Origin of the sequence: Paenibacillus sp. FSL R7-0302, from assembly GCF_038006885.1 — a bacterium.
Lineage (GTDB): Bacteria > Bacillota > Bacilli > Paenibacillales > Paenibacillaceae > Paenibacillus_AQ.
Window position 1 is genome coordinate 1,690,143 of record NZ_JBBOWB010000001.1, and the last position, 21,306, is coordinate 1,711,448.

The window sequence follows — 21,306 nt, forward strand, 5'->3', positions numbered from 1 at the left end:
GATGAAACACTATAAAACCAGTCCAACACGGGGTGTTCGTGTGTGGGCTGGTTTTCACTTGGCTGAAAAACTCCATACAAATAGACATAAACAACTTTGAAATAAACCTGTGTAAGCGCTTGTAGGTTTGTTAAAATATAAGAACTCATTTGTTTCACATGATAACTTATCCTTTTATTTCTCGCTGAAACGGTACCGTCCTTTAAAAGGACGGCAACGCCGTTTCCACTTGTATTATTGGAACTGGAGGTGAATCCAGATGTTGTCCACGCTTGTAAAACCCATTGTCCGGCTCAGTGTGAAGCAGCAGTTGATTCTGCTGTTCCTGATCATGATTACGCCTATTCTGATTCTGAACAGCTACGGCAACTACAAGGCAGAGGAGATTCTGAAGCGTCATGTGACCAATGCCTACGTGGAGCTGAACAAGCAGAATTTCGCCATTATTAACAGGGACATCGATACGGTGAACAAAATCACGACCACCGTCATCCAGAATCCGGTCCTCCAGCAGCTCAATATGCGCGGGGACGACACGGTGATGGAGCGCGTGAAGCGCTATGAGACGATAGAGAAGCTGCTCGGCAGCTATTCGCAGGGAGCGGAGCGGGGTGACGGGATTTACTACTCGCTGTATGTATATGATCCCGATAACTACTACTTTTTCGCTCCCAATTTTCCGCAGGTGAAGAAGGCGGGGGTTTATTTTTTCTCCAAGGAGGAGAGGCCGTTCTGGTTCGATCAAGTGGTGCAGCAGCGGGGGCGCGGCTACCTGATGTTCGTAGAGAAGCTGAGTCCGCAAGCCGAAGATCTGAAGACACTTACTTATGTCAGGGCTGTCAATAATATCTACCGTGGAGAAGGGACGCTCGGCGTGCTGGTGGTGACCAAGATGGAATCGAAGATCGGTGAATCGCTGAGATCCATCTCTCTGCCGGACGGAGAAATCTATCTGACGGATATGAGCAACCGTGTACTGGCCTCTACCACGAATTCAACCGGAGAAGTGATCGTCCTGCCGGACGGCTCGGAGGGGGGAGATCCTGAGGGAACCGAGGATATTATCACTGATGACTTCATCTATGTGGTGAACAACAATCATGCCTTTGAGCAAAAGCTGGTCTACAAGGTACCCGTCAAATCCCTGCTCCAGCAGCAGAACGAAATGAAACGCGTCATTCAATACATAACGGTGGCTTACGCGCTCTTCGGACTGATCATCATTACCTACTTCTGGCGTTCGCTGATGACCCCTTTGCAGAAGCTGGCTTTTTTTGTGCGCAAGTATGAGCCGGGCAACCGTGTGCCCGAGACTCCCCGCAGAGGAAGCAACGATGAGGTCAGTGTGCTGATTAACGCCACATATGATATGGCCCGCAGGCTCAACAGCCTGATCATGTACAAATACCAGATGGAGCTGAAGCAGAAGGAATCGCAGCTGCAGCTGCTCTATCAGCAGATCAACCCGCATCTGCTGTACAACACTCTGGAGAGTATTTATTGGAAAAGCTCGCTCGAAGGCAACGTGGAATCCGCGGAAATGATCAAGGAATTATCCAAGCTGATGAAGATCAGCTTAAGCCGGGGCCGGGAGCTGATCACGCTCGAAGAGGAGCTGGAACATGCCGGTGCCTACATCAAGCTCCAGCAGCACCGGCATGATTATGTGTTCGCCGTTATCTGGAATATCGCTCCCGGGACGACCAGGAATCTGATTCCCAAGATCACTCTACAGCCCCTGATCGAGAATGCCATTATCCACGGGGTTAAGCATATGGAGGAGGACGGCGAAATCATTATTACCTCTGTGCTGGAGGATGGCCGGATTCGGATTACCATTGAGGATAACGGCTATAAGCAGGTCGATTATAAGGCTATCGAACAGATACTCAATGATGACAGCCCGAACCCGGTTAACGGCTACGGTATCCGCAATATCCATCAGCGTGTGCAGCTGCACTTCGGCGGGGATTACGGGATCAGCTATAGAGCGCGCGAGCGCGGAGGCACGATAGTAAGTGTGATCCTTCCGAAGTCAGAGACTATAGAGTAGAGGAGAGAATACGGTGTTCAATATACTGGTTGTTGATGATGAGCCGCTCATTTGCAAAGGACTGACCAGTCTGCTGGCTGCTTCCGGGCTGGATATTGACCATATCTATACGGCCGGCAGCGGGTATGAGGCACTGGATTGTATCCGTATGGAGGAGATCGATCTGCTTGTGACCGATATCCAGATGGGGGCGATGAGCGGGATCGAACTGATGCAGCATGCCAAAATGACCAGGCCCTGGATGCAGACGATCGTCATCTCTGCGCATGAGACCTTTCAGTATGCCCAGATGGCCGTCCGGCTGGGGGCGAGAGACTATCTGATCAAGCCGCTGAACAGTGAGCAGTTCCTGGATTCGGTGCGCAGTGTCGTCCTGAAGATGAATAGACCGTCGCCGGAGCTGGCCACTTACATGGATGGGAATGGAGACCGCTTCCGCCTGGAGGAGCCGCTTCCCGAGTACAGTGAGCTGCTGAACAGTCTGCTTACGGAGACTGCGGCGGTACTGGGGGCAGAGGAGAAGCGGCGCAAGCTGGATGAGCTGAGGCTGCAGGGGCCGTATTTTGCGGTGATCAAAATCAAGCTTCCCCTGCCGCAAGACCGGCCTGAGCAGAGGTACACTACCCGCGATCATAGCCTGCTGCGTTACGCCGCCTTGAATATTGCCAAGGAGCTGCTGGACCAGGAGTGGAATTCTACCGCGTTCTATTCGCCGGACGGTGAGATTACCGTGTTGATTCAGTGGGATGAGCAGAGCTACGAGGAGCCATCCACCGGCCAGCTGAACCGGCTGGAGGTGCTGGGTCGCAGCCTCCACTACAATATTAACCGCTATTTGCAGCTCCGGGCTGTCATCGGCATCAGCCAGATTCTGAAGGGGCTGAGCTTCATGGATGTGCTGAACCGGCAAGCCTCGAAGGCGATCCTCTGGAACAACGAGCATGCCGATCATTATGTGTTCTATTATGGGGATTTCAACTGGAACAACTATGCTGCTGATCCGTCACCCGAGGAACTGCACACGCACAGCAATCTGATCGTGCAGAAGGCAAAGGAATACATTGACGGGAATTACGCCCAGAAGGGTCTGACGATCCATGAAGTAGCCAAGAAGAATCATGTCAGCCCTAATTATCTGAGCTATCTGTTCAAGAAGAATACAGGCTATAACCTGTGGGAATATGTCATTAAGCTGCGGATGGAGGACAGCCGGGAGATGATTCTGAACACCGATCTGCGGCGGTATGAGATTGCGGAGCGGGTAGGATACGAGTCGCCGGAGCATTTCAGCAAAATTTTCAAAAAATACTACGGGCTCAGCCCCAGCGAACTGAAGAAGTAAGAACGCTTACGATTGCCATAGATATAGACATGTTAAGTCTCTCCCTCATTTCCTACAATGAAGACAGGAGGCGCTTTCCCGAAAAGTGCTGAAAGACGACAGGAATGAGGGAGCCGGAATGAATCAGTCTGCTGCGTTACATGATCACCTTCCAGCGGAGCTGGAGAGCAAGCCGTACAAGCAGAACCGCTGGAAAAAGAATTATTGGGGCGTGATGTTTCTTGTCCCCGCATTGATTATCTTCATTATGTTTATGTGGGTGCCTATCTTCAAAGGGTTCCTGTACAGCTTCTACACCGTTGATTTCGTCAAAGGGAATACCTTCGTCGGCCTGGACAATTATGCCAGGGCACTTACTGACCCCGATGTGCTGATTGCTGTCAAAAACACCTTGTACTATATGCTGCTCTGCCTGGTGATCGGCTTCTGGGTTCCGATTGCCTTTGCCATTGCCATCTCCGAGTTGCGGAAATTCGGCGGATTCGTGCGCGTTGCTGCGTATTTGCCATACGTCATGCCTGCTGTAGTCCTATACGGGCTGTGGCGTTGGCTGTATGATCCCGTTGGACCGATAAATGCGGTAATCGGCAGCACCGGAGTGGAGCAGATCGCCTTCCTGACCGATACCCGGTGGTCGATGATCTCGCTGGTCTTCATGGAGACCTGGCAGCAGTTCGGCTCGGGGATGCTGATCTATCTTGCTGCGGTGCTTAGTATTCCCAGGGACTGGTATGAAGCCGCCGAGATTGACGGAGCCGGAGTCTGGGCGCGTATCTGCCACATCACACTGCCTTCGCTGCGCAATCTGATTCTGCTGATGCTGATTCTTCAGGTCATCGCCACCTCTCAGGGCTACCAGTCACAGATGGCCTTGCTGGACGGGGGGCCGAACAATGCTACCCTGACGTATGCGCTGCTTATTGTGAAGTATGCTTTTACTAGACTGGATTATGGTACGGCGACTGCGCTGGGGATGCTGATGTTTGTTGTTCTGGGCGGTTTGGGCATTCTTCAGTTCAAGCTTAACAAGGAGGACAACTAGGATGAAGAGCGCAGACAGAGGTATTCTCTCGGAGCATGACCTGAAAAAGACCAGCAACAGGGTGGTCTACGGAATTATGGTGCTGTTCATTGTCCTGATGATATTCAGCATGCTGTACCCCATCCTCATGACGATGTTCAACGGGCTAAAGTCGAATATCGAGGTCAATTCCTTTCCGCCGCATTTTTTTCCGCAGGAATGGCATTTCGGCAATCTGAAGGATGCGCTGGATTATATCGATCTGGCCATGTTTCTGCGGAACACCCTTTATATTTTTGCAGGGAATATGGTTGCAACCTTAATTGTACTGGGACTCGCGTCCTTCAGTATCTCACGGATGAATGTGCCTTACCGCAAGGCCTTCTATTTCTTCTTCCTGATGACGCTGTTCATTCCGGCCACGAGCTATATGATTCCGAACTTTGTCAATCTGAAGGAGCTGGGCCTGCTCAATCAATATGCGGCCTTCTGGCTGCCGGCAGGCGCGAACACGTTCTTCTTCCTGCTGCTTAAGAATTTTTTCGACGGGATTCATCCCGAGATTCTGGAAGCCGCACGGATGGACGGGGCTTCGGAGCCGAGAAGCTTCTTCACCATCGCGGTGCCGCTGTCGGTTCCGATTTTTGCAACACTGGCGATCTTCATCTTCTCCACAGCCTGGAATGACTGGTTCTGGCCGTCGCTGGTCATGCACAGTGAGGAGAAGTATACGCTCGCTACCGCCATCTATAAGTACGTTATTAATGTAAAAGCACTGAACACGAACATCAAATTCGCAATTCTGTTCATCGTCTCTCTGCCGCCGATCCTCGTGTTCCTGGTCTTCCAGAAGTTCATTATGCGCGGAGTTTCATTGTCTGCGGTCAAAGGCTAAGCAGGAAGGAAGAGGTCCGGTTGAGATCGTAAACCTGCACATGAAGGGGATATAAATACACCTCGTTTGTAAACGGTTTCTCTTTTAAGATGAACTTGTAAGCTCATTATGATATGGAAAAGGGGAGTTACCATGCGTAAAGTTTCCAGCGTATTCGCCTGCCTCCTGGTCACGGGGACGTTATTGTCTGCTTGCGGCGGCAATAATAACGGCAACAAGCCGGCGGCTGACGGGGGAGAAGCGACACCTGCACCAGCAGCAACCCAGGCGGCCGAAGAGTCAGCCACTCCGTCTGCAGCACCGGCTGACGATATCACCCAGAGAAAGGTAACAATCAAAATCCACTATCCAACGCCGGACCTGACCGAGGTGAGAGCGCAGGAGGATGACAAAATCAAGCGGTTCCAGGAAGTCTATCCGAACGTGGAGATCGTCAAGGACGACTGGCAGTATAATGTAAGCGAGATCGGGGTGAAGATGGCAGCGAATGAAGCGCCGACCTTCTTCAACACGTATGCCACCGAAGCCAAATTCCTGATTGAGAAGGGCTGGGTAGCCGACATCACCGATCTGTGGAACAACTATGAGTTCAAGGATCAGATCAACCCTGTGCTGCAGAGCCAGTTCATCATCGACGGCAAGGTGTATGGGGTTACCCAGAAGGGTTACGTCACTACAACAATGATCAACAAGAAGATGCTGGATGACAAAGGTGTAGCCGTACCTCCAATGGATTGGACCTGGGACGACATGCTGAACACAGCCAAAGGAGTCGCCGATCCCAAGAAAGGCATCTCCGGGATTGCGCCAATGGGCAAGGGCAACGAAGCAGGCTGGAACTGGACCAACTTCCTGTTTGAAGCAGGCGGAGAGATTCAGAAGATTGAAGGCGGCAAGGTGGTGGCAACCTTCAATTCCGAAGCCGGGATCAAAGCACTGGACTTCTATAAGAAGCTGAGATGGGAAGCTGGGGCCGTTCCCCAGGATTGGGCGCTCGGCTGGGGCGATGCGGTAGGTGCCTTCCAGCAGGGCCGTACCGCGATGGTAATGGCCGGATCAGACGGAGTCATAGAACAGGCGCTTAACCAGGGCGGGTTCAAGCCTGAGGATGTGCTGACCTATCCAATGCCTGCGGCTGAGAAGGGCGGCAAGCATACCGGCGTGCTCGGCGGCGACTATCTGGTCATTAACCCGAATGCCAGCAAGGATGAGCAGGAGATGGCCTTCCGTTATATTACCTTCGACTATTTCTCGGATAAAGGCCTGGAAGCGCTCGATGCCATTTTGCAGCAGCGCAAGGCGGACGGCAAATACTTCATTCCGCCGCTTCTTGATTACTATGCCGCTGATTCCGAGTTCGGCAAGAAAACCAAAGCAGTGTATGACAAATACTCTGATATCGTATATCAATACAATACAGATATTATGGCTCTGCTCGACGGCAAACCTGAGGCGCAGTACAATACCCAGGACTACTATGCAACCATGTCCAATGTCATCCAGGAGCTGTTTGCCAAGGAAGGCACGGACTCCAAGGCCCAACTCGATGCAGCAGCCGCAACCGTACAGAAGAAATTCTTCGATACGATTAAGGTAGAGTAGCCTGGGATGTCTCTTTCTAGACTTGGGGGAAGAGATGAATAAGGGGGGACAGCGGAGAAGCTGTCTCCTTTTTTTCCTTTCAGGAAATTATGCCAGTAACATTTTAAGAGGAATCCTGCCAAAAGGGCAACATTACTGCCCCAAAGAAGCGGTCAATGCTGAAATCCTGCACGAACTGCAACAAATTCAGCGCTAACGTGCTCTAAACACCGAAATTTGTGCAAATAATGCAACATTGTACTTGCAACCCGTAAAAGGTATAGAGAAATCCTGCAAAAACTGCAACATTACTGCTCCTTAAAAGCGGCCGGTGAGAGAGGCATTAGCATTGTTCACCCGCAGGGTAATTTTGTTCAAAGATAAGAATTTATGTGCTTCGCGCTATACAGCATCCTGATCATTCTCGCTGAAACGGTACCGTCCTTTAAAAGGGCGACAAAGCCGTTTCCACTTGTAAGCAGAGATTTATATTTATATTCACCGTCAGAGTGAGTCTATAGAAGAGCCATGGATGAACCGAGGTGACGGCTTGGCATTCATGAGCAGAATTCCTGAGTCCCGCCCGGCATCGCAAGGCAAAGTGGGCCATCAACACTGTAACCTGCCGTATTGCGTTCGCAGAATAGACAAATATCAATTAAATATTACATATAATATGGAAGAAACGCTAGTATATGATCGAATGAAAGCGCTTTGAAAACAACTCAAAAAAAACTTTAAACTTTGTGAAAGATTTCACTATACAAGGTGAAAAGGATGTGCTAAGATAAATGTATAGAAAGAAACAACCTAAAAATTGACAGGAGGACGAGGGAGATGGCAGTTAAAAACGAAGTCGCCGCCCAAGTGAAACAAACCACCGCTGAAGAGTACATTCAGGTTTTGGTGGATAAAGCAAAGAAAGCCCACGAAGCGTTCATGGGCCTGGATCAAGAGCAGACAAACACAATCGTTCATGCAATGGCGCTGGCCGGACTCGACAAGCATATGTACCTGGCAAAACTGGCTGTTGAAGAAACAGGACGCGGAGTATACGAAGACAAAATTACAAAGAACATCTTCTCCACTGAATATATCTGGCACGGTATTAAGTACGACAAGACTGTAGGCGTTATTGAGGATAACGCTTATGACAGCTTCCAGAAGATTGCTGAACCAGTCGGAATCATTATGGGTATCACACCGGTAACCAATCCAACATCCACCACGATGTTTAAGGCTTTGATTTCCGCTAAGACACGTAACCCTATTATATTCGGTTTCCACCCGTCAGCGCAAGAGTGCAGTGCGGCAGCAGCCAAAATTCTGCATGATGCAGGCGTAGCAGCAGGCGCACCTGAGAACTTCATCCAATGGATTGAGCTTCCTACGATGGACAAAACAAACGCACTGATGAACAATCCGGACGTTGCACTGATTCTGGCAACCGGCGGATCGGCAATGGTCAAGGCAGCTTACAGCTGCGGCAAACCAGCACTCGGCGTAGGTCCTGGTAACGTGCCTGCCTTCATTGAGAAGAGTGCTGATATTGATCAGGCTGTAACTGACCTTATCCTGTCGAAGACTTTTGATAATGGTATGATCTGTGCTTCCGAGCAGGCAGTTATCATTGAAGAAGCCATCTTCGATCAAGTGAAAAAGAAAATGATTGCGAACGGCTGTTACTTTGTGAACAAAGAAGAAGCAGCTAAGCTGACCAGCGGCGCAATGAACGTAGAGAAATGTGCAGTTAACCCGGCTATCGTTGGCCAATCCGCTGTGAAGATCGCTGAAATGTGCGGCATTCAGGTTCCTGCCGGAACGAAGATCCTGGTAGCTGAGCTTGAAGGTGTAGGTACTAAATATCCATTGTCCGCTGAGAAGCTGAGCCCGGTTCTGGCTTGCTACAAAGTGAAGAATGCTGACCAGGGTATCGAACGCGCAGCTCAAATCGTTGAATTTGGCGGCATGGGCCACAGCTCGGCTATCCATTCCAACAACGAAGAAGTAATCATGAAGTTCTCCAACCGTCTGCAGACCGGACGTATTCTCGTCAACTCGCCATCCACACACGGCGCAATCGGCGATATTTACAACACTAATATCCCTTCATTGACACTGGGCTGCGGATCTTACGGACGCAACTCGGTATCGCAGAACGTGACTGCCATCAATCTGATCAACGTGAAAAGGGTGAACCGCCGTACCGTGAATATGCAATGGTTTAAAGTACCTGACAAGATTTACTTCGAAAAGGGAGCCACTCAGTATCTGGCCAAAATGCCTGACATTACACGTGTAGCCATTATCACTGACCCTATGATGGTGAAACTGGGATATGTTGAAAGAGTGGAGCACTATCTGCGTCAACGTCAGACTCCTGTAGCCATTGAAGTGTTCTCGGAAGTTGAACCGGATCCATCGACAACTACTGTAGAAAAAGGCGCGGCAATGATGAACAGATTCCAGCCGGACTGCATTATCGCACTCGGCGGCGGTTCCCCAATGGATGCTGCCAAGGGCATGTGGCTGTTCTACGAACATCCGGATGCTGACTTCAACGGTCTGAAGCAGAAGTTCATGGATATCCGCAAGCGGGTATACAAATTCCCTAAGCTCGGCAACAAAGCGAAATTCGTTGCGATTCCTACAACTTCCGGTACAGGTTCCGAAGTAACCTCGTTCGCAGTTATCACAGATAAGACTACGGGTAATAATACTAAATATCCGCTGGCCGACTATGAGCTGACTCCAGACGTAGCTATTATCGATCCTGAGTTTGTATACAGCTTGCCAAGAACTGCAGTTGCCGATACAGGGATGGACGTATTGACACATGCAATCGAAGCTTATGTATCCGTAATGGCCAGTGACTATACCGATGGTCTGGCAATCAAAGCCATTCAGCTGGTATTCCAGTGGCTGGAGAAATCCGCACTGCAAGGCGACAAGCTGGCCCGTGAGAAAATGCACAACGCTTCGACACTTGCCGGTATGGCCTTTGCTAATGCATTCCTGGGAATTAACCATAGCTTGGCGCACAAATGGGGCGGACAGTATCACACCGCACATGGCCGCACTAATGCGATCCTGATGCCGCATGTTATTCGCTACAATGCCAAGAAGCCTACGAAGTTCGCTTCGTTCCCTAAATATTCGCACTTTGTAGCAGACGAACGGTATGCTGAAATCGCCCGTATTCTGGGATTGCCAGCACGCACTACCGAAGAAGGCGTAACGAGCCTGATCAATGCGATCCGCGACATGAACAAAAAACTCGGCATCGAAGAATCCTTCTCGGCGCTTGGTTTCGATCCTAAGGACTTCGAATCCCGTGTAGACTATCTGGCTGACCGTGCATTTGAAGACCAATGTACAACTGCCAACCCTAAAATGCCGCTGGTATCCGAGCTTGCTGATGTATACCGCAACGCATTCTACGGCAAATTCGATAACTAATTAACGGTTGCCTGGCAAAGAATAAGGTTAAAGGTTAATATGGGACTGGATGGAAGTGACAAATATCACCGAAAGAGTGATATTTGTCACAGTCCTTTTTCAGAAAATAAACTAAAATGTTTATATAGACAACGATCCCTGATATAAAGATGTGATTGTGAATTTTATAACAACTGTCAGCTACGGGATCACGAGACACGGGATTAACCTTCAAGCCCGCGATCTCTACAAATATACTAAATATAAATGGAGGGATTTAGCATGTCGGTGATTGAAAAAGAAGTACAAGAGGTTAAGTCTGGCTGGAGAAATTTCACAAAGGGTACATGGTCCAAGAAAGTTGACGTTAATAACTTTATTGCCAAGAACATCAAGCCTTATGAAGGAACTGAAGATTTCCTTGTAGGTCCTACCAGCAACACAACTGAACTGTGGAAGATTATCTCCCAGCTGAGTAAGGAAGAAAGAGAAAGAGGCGGCGTATGGGACGTTTCCCTCGATACTGTCTCCACTATCACTTCCCATGCTCCTGGTTACATTGACAAGGACAAGGAACAGATTGTCGGCGTTCAGACTGATGCGCCTTTCAGACGTTCCATCCAACCGTTCGGCGGTATCAAGATGATGATCGATGCTACTAAGGCTTACGGCTTCGAGCTTCCGCAGAATATCGTTGACATGTTCACGAACATCCGCAAAACGCATAACCAGGGCGTATTTGATGCATATACACCAGATATGAGAGCTGTGCGTAAATCCGGCGTAATCACAGGCCTTCCTGATGCTTATGGCCGCGGACGTATCATCGGCGACTATCGCCGTATTGCTCTGTATGGTATTGATTTCCTGATTAAAGACAAGAAGCAGCAACTGGCTGAGCTTGAAGTAGACTCCATGACAGAAGATGTTATCCGTCTGCGTGAAGAGCTGTCCGAGCAAATGCGTGCTCTGGGCGAACTGAAACAAATGGCCGCAGCTCATGGCATGGATATTTCCAAGCCGGCAATGAACTTCAAAGAAGCTACACAATGGGTATACTTCGGATATCTGGCAGCTGTTAAAGAACAGAATGGTGCGGCAATGTCTCTGGGACGCGTATCTTCCTTCCTTGATATCTATGTTCAACGTGACGTTGAAGAAGGTACTCTGACTGAAGAGCAAGCTCAAGAAATCGTTGACCATTTCGTAATGAAGCTGCGTATCGTGAAGTTCCTGCGTACGCCTGACTATAACGACCTGTTCTCCGGTGACCCTACTTGGGTAACAGAATCCATCGGTGGTATGGCTGAAGACGGCACAACCCGCGTAACCAAGAACAGCTTCCGCTTCCTGCATACCCTGTACAATCTGGGACCGGCTCCAGAACCGAACCTGACTGTACTGTGGTCCGAGAAGCTGCCTGAAGGCTTCAAGAAATATTGTGCCAAGGTATCTATTGAGACCAGCGCTATCCAATATGAGAACGATGATGTAATGCGTCCATACTGGGGTGAAGATTATGCAATTGCCTGCTGCGTATCCCCAATGCGTATCGGTAAGCAAATGCAGTTCTTCGGTGCCCGTGCCAACCTGGCTAAGGCTCTGCTGTATGCGATCAATGGCGGTAAAGATGAGAAATCCGGTGCTCAGGTAGGTCCTGAATATCCTGCGATCACTTCTGAATACCTGGATTACGATGAAGTAATGAAACGCTTCAAACCAATGATGGAATGGCTGGCTAAGACTTATGTCAATACGCTGAACATCATTCACTATATGCATGACAAATATTCCTACGAACGTATCGAAATGGCGCTACATGACCGCGACATTCTGCGTACAATGGCTTGCGGTATTGCCGGACTGTCCGTTGCTGCTGACTCCCTGAGCGCAATCAAATACGCTAAGGTTAAGCCAATCCGCAACGAAGAAGGCATTGCTATCGACTTTGAAACTGAGGGTGAATTCCCTTGCTACGGTAACAACGACGACGCTGTTGACGGCATTGCTGTTGAACTGGTTGAAACCTTCATGTCGATGATCCGCAAAAACAAAACGTATCGTGATGCTGTGCCGACTCAATCGGTACTGACTATCACTTCAAACGTTGTATATGGTAAAAAGACTGGTACTACTCCTGACGGACGTAAAAAAGGCGAACCATTCGCTCCAGGTGCTAACCCAATGCACGGACGCGACAAGAAGGGCGCCCTGGCATCCCTGAACTCTGTTGCCAAACTTCCTTACTCCGATGCACAGGATGGTATCTCGAATACCTTCTCCATCGTTCCTAAGGCGCTGGGTAAAGACGAAGATTCCCGTAAGTCCAACCTGGTCTTCATGATGGACGGATATTTCCACAATAACGCTCAGCACTTGAACGTTAACGTATTTAACCGTGAACAGCTGCTCGACGCTATGGATCACCCTGAGAACTATCCACAGTTGACCATTCGTGTATCCGGCTATGCTGTTAACTTCATCAAGCTGACCCGTGAACAACAGATGGATGTTATCAACCGTACATTCCACGATTCCATGTAAGAAGCATTCTTGTTCTACAAGAACTGAAATCAATCAAAGAGCTGCCGCCCTTGCAAGAGGGCGGTACACTCTTGTCTGAAAGTGGTTAAAATTTTAAGTTTTTTTTCGAAAGGATGACATCTCATGCTTAAAGGACATATCCACTCTTTGGAGACGTTTGGAACGGTGGATGGCCCGGGTATCCGCTTCGTGCTTTTTATGCAGGGCTGCCTGCTCAAGTGTCAGTATTGCCACAACCCGGATACATGGGAATTGAATGAAGGCAAGGAAATGACCGTCGAGCAAGTGCTGGCGGAAATTGAGCCTTACCTGAATTATTATAAAACGTCCGGTGGCGGTCTGACCGTATCCGGCGGTGAACCAACCCTCCAGGCGCATTTCGTGAAGCAGCTGTTCACCGAGGTGAAGAAACGCTGGAATCTGCATACCACGCTTGATACCAACGGCTATAATGATGGATCGAAAATCAGCGATCTGCTGGATGTTACTGACTTGGTGCTCTTGGATCTGAAGCATATTGATGATGAAGCGCATATCAAGCTGACCGGCAAATCCAATGACCGTACCTTGAAGCTGGCCCGCTGGTTATCTGATAATAACCGTAAAATGTGGATTCGCCATGTCTATGTTCCCGGCATTCACAACAAGGAAGAGGATTTACAGAATCTCGGACGGTTCATTGGCACCTTAAATGGTGTGGAGAAGTTCGAAATCTTGCCTTATCACGTAATGGGGATCTACAAATGGAAAGAACTCGGCCGTCCCTATGAGCTTGAAGGGGTGGAGTCCCCTTCGGATGAAGAAGTGCAGCGTGCGTACCGGCTGATCGAAGAGGGCCGTAAAGAGTCTGCATTGGTCTAATTGCATATAATAATTTCGAAAGCGGAGCTTCTATTTTGAGGAGTTTCGCTTTTTTGTATGTCAGGAAATCTGACTGAATCCGCTTCCAGTAGAGGATTTTATCCCTATTGAAGATGAATCTTAACCTTACGGTAACAAATCTGGTTTTCTATAATAAGAGTTGTAAGGGAAATCATTAAATAGGGAGGGTCACCCGTAATGAGAAAAAGTCTAACACTGCTGTTGTCCCTGATGTTCGTCAGCTCGGCGCTGCTGGCTGGCTGTGGAGGTAACAAGAATAATGCGTCTCCGACGACAGAGCCTGCTGCGACGGAAGAGGCTGCTGCTACCAATGCTGCCGCAACGGAAGAACCGGCTAATGCTGAGCCTTTTGAAATGACGATCCGTCATACCCAGGTTGGAGCGGACAAACAGAAACGACTGGCTATTCTGGAGGATGTGGTGGGCAAGGTGCAGGCGGATGTGCCTGGACTGACCTTCAAGCTTGATGGAGTAGATTCGGATGTGAACCGTAAGGAGAAGCTGCGCGGTGAAATGGCGGCCGGTAACCCTCCGGAGATCTTCGACCTGTTCGGCAGCCCGGACTCCAAGATCTATGCCAAAGAAGGCAAGCTGCTGGACCTGACCCCGATCCTTGATGAATTAGGGATCAAAGACAAGTTCTCCAATCTGGACCCGTTCACCTATGAAGGCAAAATCTACGGCCTGCCGATCGGCGGATCTGGAGAAGGCTTCTTCTATAATAAAGAATACTATACCGGTAAGGGCTGGAAGGCTCCAACGACCTTCGCCGAACTGGAGAAGCAGCTGGCCGATATTAAAGCGGATGGTAAAGTGCCGATGGCCGGTGCCTCCAAAGCAGGGTGGGTACCGCTGATGCTGGCTAACCATCTCTGGTCCCGTTATGCCGGACCGGATGTGACCGCGAAGTTCGCTACCGGTGAAGCGAAGTGGAATGATCCGAATGTTATCAAGGGCTTGGCGAAATATAAGGAATGGGTGGATAAAGGCTACTTCAAGAAGGGAGAGCTGGGCTTCGAATATGCTGAATATACTACCCAGTTCACCAGCGGTGAAGCCATCCTGATGTATGACGGGACCTGGAAGTCTTCCGTGTTCAAAGCCGGCCAATCCGGCGAAGGTCTAATCGGCAAGGTAGGCTTCTTCAATATTCCGGCGGTTGAAGGCGGAGTGGGGGATCAGACGGCGCTGATGCGCGATGTGAACAATGGTTATGGCTTCTCGGCTTCGGCGGGTGAAGATGAGCGGCAGCTTGCAGCAGTGAAATCCTTCATTAAGAATATGTTCAATGAAGAGATGCAGCTGCGCGGTCTGGTAGAGGACGGAGTCCTGCCTGCCATGAAGATTGATCAGGCTGTGCTGAACAAGAACATTACGGATGATCTAATGAGTGAGATTGTTGCCGTATTGAACAGCTCCAAGTCGTCCTTCCCGGCCTTTGACTCGCTGGTTCAGGCGGATGTCACCACTGAAATCAGTAATATCCAGATTCAGAGCCTGATCGGCGGGCAGACGACTCCTGAGAAGATGGGCGAAGCACTCCAGAAGATTCAGGAAGAGGCCAACGCGGCAGTGGAATAAGAAGAAGCGGTAAACTACATGTGCCCTGGTGCTTGCTCCAGGGTGCATTTTTCAAAAGAAAAGCAATATGGAGGTAGCTATGAATAAGGCACTGAGAAATCCTCTGGTGTTCATTCTGTTCGTTATTCCGGCACTGGTGCTGTTCATTATGTTCTTCATCTATCCGATCTTCAGTTCGATCTACTATAGCTTCACCAGCTGGAACGGTGTATCCGAGACGGTCAAATACGCCGGAGTGGATAACTTCAAGAAAGCTCTGGGAGATGAACGCTTCTGGATTTCCGTGAAAAATAACGGCTGGTTCATTCTGTTCTCCGTAGGCATACAGGTGCCGCTGATTGTGTTCTTCTCCTTACTGATTGCGAATGTGAAGAAGCTGAAGGGACTGTACAAGACGGCGGTATTCATGCCATCCATTATGTCTACAGCGGTTATCGGGATTCTCTGGGGCTTCATCTACGAGCCGAACATTGGATTGTTCAATAAAGTACTGGGTCTGGTCGGCATTGAGCCGGTCTACTGGCTGTCGGACGAACGGTTCGCCATGCTGTCGATTCTGATCACGAATGCCTGGCAGTGGACCGGATTCTATATTGTCATGGTGCTGGCGGCCATTCTCTCCATTCCCGGTGAATTAGATGAAGCAGCGGCTATCGACGGCGCTACGGGGTTCCAGCGGGCTACACGCATTACACTGCCGCTGATCGTACCGATCATCTCGGTGGTGATTATGCTCTCCATTGCCGGAGCGATGAAGGCTGCCGATATCGTCATTGTAATGACTAAGGGGGGACCGGCGGGTTCAACCGAGGTGATGGCCACCTATATGATTAAGTATGCGATTACCAACTTCAAATACGGGTACGGCAATACGATCGCCGTTCTGATCTTCTTGTTCACGCTCGTGGTAACCGCCCTCTACCAGCTGGTGTTTGCCCGCCGTACGGAAAGGATTGAATACTGATGCCGCGCCCGCTGAAGAAAAGTCTGCCGCACATCGCTCTGCTGGGGTATCTGGTGATTGTGCTGTTTCCGTTTCTCTTCGTCCTTTTCTCTTCGGTGAAGAAGGATAATAATGCGATTGCCCTCAACCCCTTCGGCATTCCAAAGAGCTTCGAATGGTCCAACTACGTGGAAGCCTGGGTGAATGCCAAGATCAGCACTTATTTTTTCAACAGCTTATATATTTCGGTTCTGGCCTCTGTAGTGTCTATTCTGCTCGCGTCTATGTTCGCCTTCGCAGTCACGCGGATGCGCCAGGGGAAGTGGAACACCATTCTCTTCTCGCTGGTTCTGATCGGGATGCTGATTCCGAACAATGCGCTGATGCTGCCCATCTATACGATTGTCCGCAAGCTGCAAATCCTCAATACCCACTGGGCGCTGATTATTCCTTACATTGCCAATGCGATCCCGTTCACGATCATTATTCTGGCGGCCTTCATGCGTTCGCTGCCCAGTGAAATCGAAGAAGCGGCGGTCATGGATGGCTTGAACGCCCCGGGTATATTTGCTAGAATTATTGTACCTTTGACAGTTCCGGCGATGGTTACTGTATTCATTGTTAATTTCCTGGGAAATTGGAATGAGTTCCTGCTGGCCAACTATTTTCTCTCCAATGACGAGCTGCGTACGCTCCCGGTGGGGATGGTCCAGTTCCGCGATCAGTATCAGATGAATTACGCACAGATGTCTGCGGGAATTGTCTACAGTGTGGTTCCGGTCATCGTGATTTATGCGGTTCTGCAAGAGAAGATTATTGAAGGCGTCACCGCAGGCAGTGTAAAAGGATAATATCAATCATGTCAGGAGCAACAGCCGATGAATCTGCGCTACAAATTGTTTACGGCATTCTTAGGCCTGATTATCATTCCGCTGTTCATTCTTGGCATGATTATGTTCTTCGTGACTTATAATTCCATTGAGAAGAAGTACAGCCAGCAATCCGAATATTCGCTCAAAGCGATCAGCTACAGCATTTCTAATGTGTTCAAGGATATGGACAATGTGACTGACAACGGAATTGCCACCTCGGTCTTTCATATGGCGCTCAGCGCGGATGATCCCTCCAAGCAGGATTTAACCGATGCCGAGCAGCTCAGCCTGAATGCCAGCCAGCGTAATTTCCGCAGTCTGCTCTATAATCATCCGTCGATCAGCTATGCCTTCCTGTATAATTTCAACGGGAAAGGCAGCTCGGAGATCGTCTCGGTCTTCAACAAGGAGAACTTCCGCACCCTGCCCTATGATAAGTTCAAAGGCAGCGAGCTGTACCAGGAGGTCATGAAGCTGAACGGGGTTCCGAAATGGCTGGCCCCGCATGAGTACCCTGAGCTGACCGGGACGGAGGCTGTATTTACGCAAATCCGGCTGGTTAAGGAGCTTAGCTTCTTTCAGAATATCGGCATTCTGGTGGTGCAGATCAAGAACTGGGAGTTCGAGTCGATTTTCCGCAATCTTAAGATTGGCGGCACCGACCAGAAGGTGTCTTTCATGCTGGTTAACGATGACGGGATAATTCTGCTCGACCCGGACAGGCAGCTGGACGGGCAGGATTTCCGCGGCTTCACCACGAAGGAGATTATGTTTAAGCCCGGCTTTCAGAGCTTCAAGACACAGTTCGGCGGCGAGAAAAGCATTCTGTCGGTCTACCATCTCAAGGAGTATCCCTGGAGTCTGGTCTCCATCACTTCCTGGGATACTTTGTCTCATGAGGTGACGGTGTTCGCCCGCTGGTTCGTCGTAGTGATGTTCCTATGCCTTCTAGGTGCTGTCATCTTCAATCTGTTCTTCATGAACCGGATTACAGGCGGGATTGCTGTGATTGTGCGCTTCATGCGCCGGGTGGAGGACGGAGACCTCACTACCCGCGTCGAGGAGAAGGGCAACGATGAGATGACGCTGCTGGCTAGAGGCTTCAATGATCTTATGGACAAAATCAACACGCTGTTCAGCCGGGTTCATGTGGAGCAGCAGCGCAAGAATCAGGCGGAAATGCGTGTGCTGCAAGCCCAGATCAAGCCGCATTTTCTGTTCAATACGCTGGAATCGATCAATGTGCTGGCGGTGCAGAATGAAGGACGCAAGGTCAGTGAGATGGTCTACCGGCTGGCGAGTATTCTGCGGATCAGCATTCAGGACAGGGATGAGATTACGCTGGAGGAAGAGGTTAAGCATCTGCGCAATTATCTGGATATCCAGAAGTTCCGGTTCGAGGACCTGTTCGATTATGAGCTTGAGATTCCGCCAGAGCTGCTGGGCTGCGGAATTCTGAAGCTTACGCTCCAGCCGCTGGTGGAGAACAGCATTCAGCATGGTTTTGAGGGGATCGGGTATAAGGGTCTGGTGAGTGTCAAGGTGTGGGAGAACCAAGGCAATCTGATACTGCGGATAACGGATAACGGAATCGGGATGACCCCGTCTCAGCTATCGATGTTTCAATACATGGTGAATGATCCGGCAGAGCAGCAGCCGGCAGGCAAGCCCGGGCAGGGCATTCATCTGGAGCGGCGGGGGCTGGGTGTACGCAGTGTCGCAGACCGGATACGGATCGAATACGGTGACAGATATGGGATTTTCATATGTGCAAGTCCTGGGGAAGGAACGATCATCCAGTGCGTCATTCCGAAATACGGGCAGGGGGAAGGCCATTATGCTAAAAGTATTATTGGTTGACGATGAAGCGCCTATTCTGAGCAATCTCAATACTGTGCTGCCCTGGCAGGACATGGGGATGGAGGTTGCGGGGATGGCCCGCAGCGGGATGGAGGCACTGCGCCTTGCTGAGGAGCAGCCGCCCGATCTGGTGCTATGTGACATCCGTATGCCGGTAATGGACGGACTGACGTTCATCGGCAAGCTGCGCGAGATGGGGCTGGAGAGCGAAGTGCTGCTGCTCAGCGGCTACCAGGAATTCGATTATGCGCGTGAAGCGATCCGGCTGGGTGTGAAGGAATATATCTGCAAGCCGATTCATTATGGGGAGCTTGGCGACAAGGTGCGGGAGATCGGGTCCCGGATACGCAGCAGGCAGTATAAGGATAAGTTGTACAACAGCATCCCGTTGTTTCAGGAAGTGCCTATGGCTGACGATCCTGTCAAAAAAACACCGGAGCAGCTGATGAATCAGGCCGCTCAGTTCATTACGGAGCGCCTCCATGCGGATCTGGGCATTGATGAGGTGGCGAATACGATTGGCATCAGCAGCAGTTATTTCTGCCTGCTGTTCAAGAACCGCTTCGGGGTGACCTTCGTGGAATATGTCACGCAGCAGCGGATTGATGCTGCCAAATTCATGCTCGCCAGCAGCGATAAGAGCATCACGGCCATCAGCTTGGGCGTCGGCTATCAGGAACGCCGTTATTTCACCAAGGTGTTCCAGAAGCAGACGGGAATGACACCCAAGGAATACCGCAGCAGGTTCGGGACGGCTGAAGCACAGTAAGTCTGCCTTTCCAGTAATTAGGGCTGTCCCGCAAAGCCGTGAAATGGCTTTGCGGGACAGCCCTCTGTTTTTTTAAAGCAGGAACCGACCACGATCTCTTGTCAACAATTATCCGAATGATTGCCTTCTATAACTGTCAGCAAGTCTACAGCAGCAGTACGCGGTTTTGGAGCAGGCTTGTCTTCTGCAATACGTATCATGTATCTGTGCACCGAATTGTTGAACGAATGCTTCCGGGCGTGTCTTCAGAATAGCGACGGCAAATATTGTCCGGCCCTCCCCTGTGTACAGGATGAATCGCCAAGGCTCTTTTTTGGAATGAAAAGGTGCCCATACCGCATTGTCCAGTAAGTTGAGCAGTGTGCTCCGGGCAATGGGCATTCCATTAAATTCCTGTATGGTTCTTCTGTCGCGTATCGTTCGTATGAGCAGGCTGTCAGGAGTGGGAGTCATGGCTCGTCCCTCACGATTCCGGCAGGTAGGCATTCGAGATTTCATCGATCACCTTGCTTAGTCCGATTGGGCCATAGCCGGCAAACCACAGATTTGCATCACCGATATACACATGTTTGTTCTTGACAGCTGTAAGGTTGGCCCAGATTGAAGTGCTCATAATATTATCCAGAGCCGTCTGATTACTGTCACCTGGGCGAAGAATGATGAACATACGGTCAGGATTCAGCTCGGGAAGTACTTCTTCGGAGATGGCTACATTCCATGAGTCCTTGAAATCTATACCTTCTGTGGAAGCGGGGGTTAGTCCCAGAGGGCCGAAGAGCGTAAAATTATCTCCCGGTTGAATCAGCTGCAATTGCTTGTCCTGTATCCGCATATAGGCGACAGTCTCAGTGGCAGCAGTGGCAGCCAATTCGTTCCTGACCGCAGCTATCTTTGATTCATAATCGGCGTGGACCTGATCAGCCACATTTTCTTTTCCGAAAATTTCTGCCGTTTGCCGGAAGCGGGTCCAATCATCTTCATTTTCATTGTCGAAAAGTATCGTTGGCGCAATCCTTGATAGCTGCTCATAGTTCGCTTCATTCAGTGTCTTAGAAGCAAGAATGAGATCCGGCTCCGCTTCGAGCAGTGCTTCCAAGTTAGGTGCTTCCCCTGAGCCAATAACGATAGTATCCTTCATTTGGTCTGACAGGTATTGGGGGAATCCCAGATCGTTGTATGTAACCATTGCATGAGGTTCAATACCAAGTGCCAGCAGATGGTCAGCAAAAACATAAAGCATGCCCGCAACCTTTTTCGGATGTGCCGGAATTTCTATATCTCCCTTAATGGTTGAGATGATACGGGTATCCGTATTTTCAGCCGTCTTGGCAGGTACTGGAGAAGTGGAACCGGCAGCCGACGAACCTCCATTATTCCCGCTGTTGCTGCATCCAACGACTAGCCCCAGCATTATTACTCCAAGCAGGCCGATGACTCCACGGCTAAATTTGTGTTTGAACTTTCGAGTATAAGGAAACACAAGCCACACACCTTTCGTAGTTGATTTTGATAATCATTATCACAA

General features: G+C 49.9%; 15 protein-coding genes. 13 read left to right on the forward strand and 2 right to left on the reverse strand.

The genetic code is table 11. The annotated features are described in order from the left end of the window. Positions 1 to 259 precede the first annotated feature (259 nt). From MKY96_RS07060 to MKY96_RS07120, 13 genes are all read left to right on the forward strand, one after another. Positions 260 to 2,053, forward strand: coding sequence for a cache domain-containing sensor histidine kinase (locus MKY96_RS07060; protein ID WP_340939439.1), 1,794 nt, complete (start codon positions 260 to 262; stop codon positions 2,051 to 2,053). Positions 2,054 to 2,066: 13 nt separating this feature from the next. After that, positions 2,067 to 3,395, forward strand: a complete 1,329-nt coding sequence (locus MKY96_RS07065; protein ID WP_340939442.1) for a response regulator — start codon at positions 2,067 to 2,069, stop codon at positions 3,393 to 3,395. A 214-nt stretch (positions 3,396 to 3,609) separates the two neighbouring features. Then, complete coding sequence (locus tag MKY96_RS07070) at positions 3,610 to 4,437, forward strand: carbohydrate ABC transporter permease (RefSeq protein ID WP_340944487.1); 828 nt, start codon at positions 3,610 to 3,612, stop codon at positions 4,435 to 4,437. Between the two features lies 1 nt (position 4,438). Further along, a complete protein-coding gene (locus MKY96_RS07075; RefSeq protein ID WP_340939445.1) occupies positions 4,439 to 5,311 on the forward strand; it encodes a carbohydrate ABC transporter permease in 873 nt (290 codons plus the stop codon). 132 nt (positions 5,312 to 5,443) lie between these two features. Further along, entirely contained in the window at positions 5,444 to 6,913 is a 1,470-nt protein-coding gene (locus MKY96_RS07080) for an ABC transporter substrate-binding protein (protein WP_340939447.1), read from the forward strand. Between the two features lie 816 nt (positions 6,914 to 7,729). Beyond that, the gene (gene adhE / locus MKY96_RS07085) at positions 7,730 to 10,351 is read left to right on the forward strand and encodes a bifunctional acetaldehyde-CoA/alcohol dehydrogenase (RefSeq protein WP_340939449.1); all 2,622 of its coding nucleotides are present in this window, start codon (positions 7,730 to 7,732) and stop codon (positions 10,349 to 10,351) included. A 261-nt stretch (positions 10,352 to 10,612) separates the two neighbouring features. Next, positions 10,613 to 12,874, forward strand: coding sequence for a formate C-acetyltransferase (gene pflB, locus MKY96_RS07090; protein ID WP_340939450.1), 2,262 nt, complete (start codon positions 10,613 to 10,615; stop codon positions 12,872 to 12,874). A gap of 123 nt (positions 12,875 to 12,997) precedes the next feature. Continuing rightward, positions 12,998 to 13,735 (forward strand): pyruvate formate-lyase-activating protein, encoded by a 738-nt coding sequence (gene pflA, locus MKY96_RS07095; RefSeq protein WP_340939452.1) that lies wholly within the window; start codon positions 12,998 to 13,000, stop codon positions 13,733 to 13,735. Between the two features lie 198 nt (positions 13,736 to 13,933). Beyond that, the gene (locus MKY96_RS07100; RefSeq protein ID WP_340939454.1) at positions 13,934 to 15,337 is read left to right on the forward strand and encodes an ABC transporter substrate-binding protein; all 1,404 of its coding nucleotides are present in this window, start codon (positions 13,934 to 13,936) and stop codon (positions 15,335 to 15,337) included. A 79-nt stretch (positions 15,338 to 15,416) separates the two neighbouring features. Next, complete coding sequence (locus MKY96_RS07105) at positions 15,417 to 16,301, forward strand: carbohydrate ABC transporter permease (protein ID WP_076079921.1); 885 nt, start codon at positions 15,417 to 15,419, stop codon at positions 16,299 to 16,301. After that, positions 16,301 to 17,131 (forward strand): carbohydrate ABC transporter permease, encoded by an 831-nt coding sequence (locus MKY96_RS07110; RefSeq protein WP_340939455.1) that lies wholly within the window; start codon positions 16,301 to 16,303, stop codon positions 17,129 to 17,131. The genes MKY96_RS07105 and MKY96_RS07110 overlap by 1 nt, the downstream gene beginning before the upstream one ends. Before the next feature lie 27 nt (positions 17,132 to 17,158). After that, complete coding sequence (locus tag MKY96_RS07115) at positions 17,159 to 19,012, forward strand: cache domain-containing sensor histidine kinase (protein WP_340939456.1); 1,854 nt, start codon at positions 17,159 to 17,161, stop codon at positions 19,010 to 19,012. Next, the gene (locus MKY96_RS07120) at positions 18,990 to 19,781 is read left to right on the forward strand and encodes a response regulator transcription factor (RefSeq protein ID WP_340939458.1); all 792 of its coding nucleotides are present in this window, start codon (positions 18,990 to 18,992) and stop codon (positions 19,779 to 19,781) included. Before MKY96_RS07115 ends, MKY96_RS07120 begins: the two co-directional genes overlap by 23 nt. Before the next feature lie 108 nt (positions 19,782 to 19,889). Here MKY96_RS07120 and MKY96_RS07125 read toward each other — a convergent pair whose 3' ends face one another. Together MKY96_RS07125 and MKY96_RS07130 are read right to left on the reverse strand one after the other, a co-directional pair. Further along, on the reverse strand, positions 19,890 to 20,279 hold the full coding sequence (locus MKY96_RS07125) for a nitroreductase family protein (protein WP_340939462.1): 390 nt from the start codon (positions 20,277 to 20,279) through the stop codon (positions 19,890 to 19,892). Next, complete coding sequence (locus MKY96_RS07130; protein WP_340939464.1) at positions 20,245 to 21,261, reverse strand: iron-siderophore ABC transporter substrate-binding protein; 1,017 nt, start codon at positions 21,259 to 21,261, stop codon at positions 20,245 to 20,247. Before MKY96_RS07130 ends, MKY96_RS07125 begins: the two co-directional genes overlap by 35 nt. Between the last annotated feature and the right edge of the window lie 45 nt (positions 21,262 to 21,306).

Bases quoted from the DNA above. Each gene is read 5' to 3' on its own strand.
- MKY96_RS07060 (WP_340939439.1), top strand. From the start codon at position 260: ATGTTGTCCACGCTTGTAAAACCCATTGTCCGGCTCAGTGTGAAGCAG.
- MKY96_RS07070 (WP_340944487.1), top strand. From the start codon at position 3,610: ATGTTTCTTGTCCCCGCATTGATTATCTTCATTATGTTTATGTGGGTG.
- MKY96_RS07075 (WP_340939445.1), top strand. From the start codon at position 4,439: ATGAAGAGCGCAGACAGAGGTATTCTCTCGGAGCATGACCTGAAAAAG.
- MKY96_RS07080 (WP_340939447.1), top strand. From the start codon at position 5,444: ATGCGTAAAGTTTCCAGCGTATTCGCCTGCCTCCTGGTCACGGGGACG.
- adhE (WP_340939449.1), top strand. From the start codon at position 7,730: ATGGCAGTTAAAAACGAAGTCGCCGCCCAAGTGAAACAAACCACCGCT.
- pflB (WP_340939450.1), top strand. From the start codon at position 10,613: ATGTCGGTGATTGAAAAAGAAGTACAAGAGGTTAAGTCTGGCTGGAGA.
- pflA (WP_340939452.1), top strand. From the start codon at position 12,998: ATGCTTAAAGGACATATCCACTCTTTGGAGACGTTTGGAACGGTGGAT.
- MKY96_RS07100 (WP_340939454.1), top strand. From the start codon at position 13,934: ATGAGAAAAAGTCTAACACTGCTGTTGTCCCTGATGTTCGTCAGCTCG.
- MKY96_RS07105 (WP_076079921.1), top strand. From the start codon at position 15,417: ATGAATAAGGCACTGAGAAATCCTCTGGTGTTCATTCTGTTCGTTATT.
- MKY96_RS07110 (WP_340939455.1), top strand. From the start codon at position 16,301: ATGCCGCGCCCGCTGAAGAAAAGTCTGCCGCACATCGCTCTGCTGGGG.
- MKY96_RS07115 (WP_340939456.1), top strand. From the start codon at position 17,159: ATGAATCTGCGCTACAAATTGTTTACGGCATTCTTAGGCCTGATTATC.
- MKY96_RS07120 (WP_340939458.1), top strand. From the start codon at position 18,990: ATGCTAAAAGTATTATTGGTTGACGATGAAGCGCCTATTCTGAGCAAT.
- MKY96_RS07125 (WP_340939462.1), bottom strand. From the start codon at position 20,279: ATGAAATCTCGAATGCCTACCTGCCGGAATCGTGAGGGACGAGCCATG.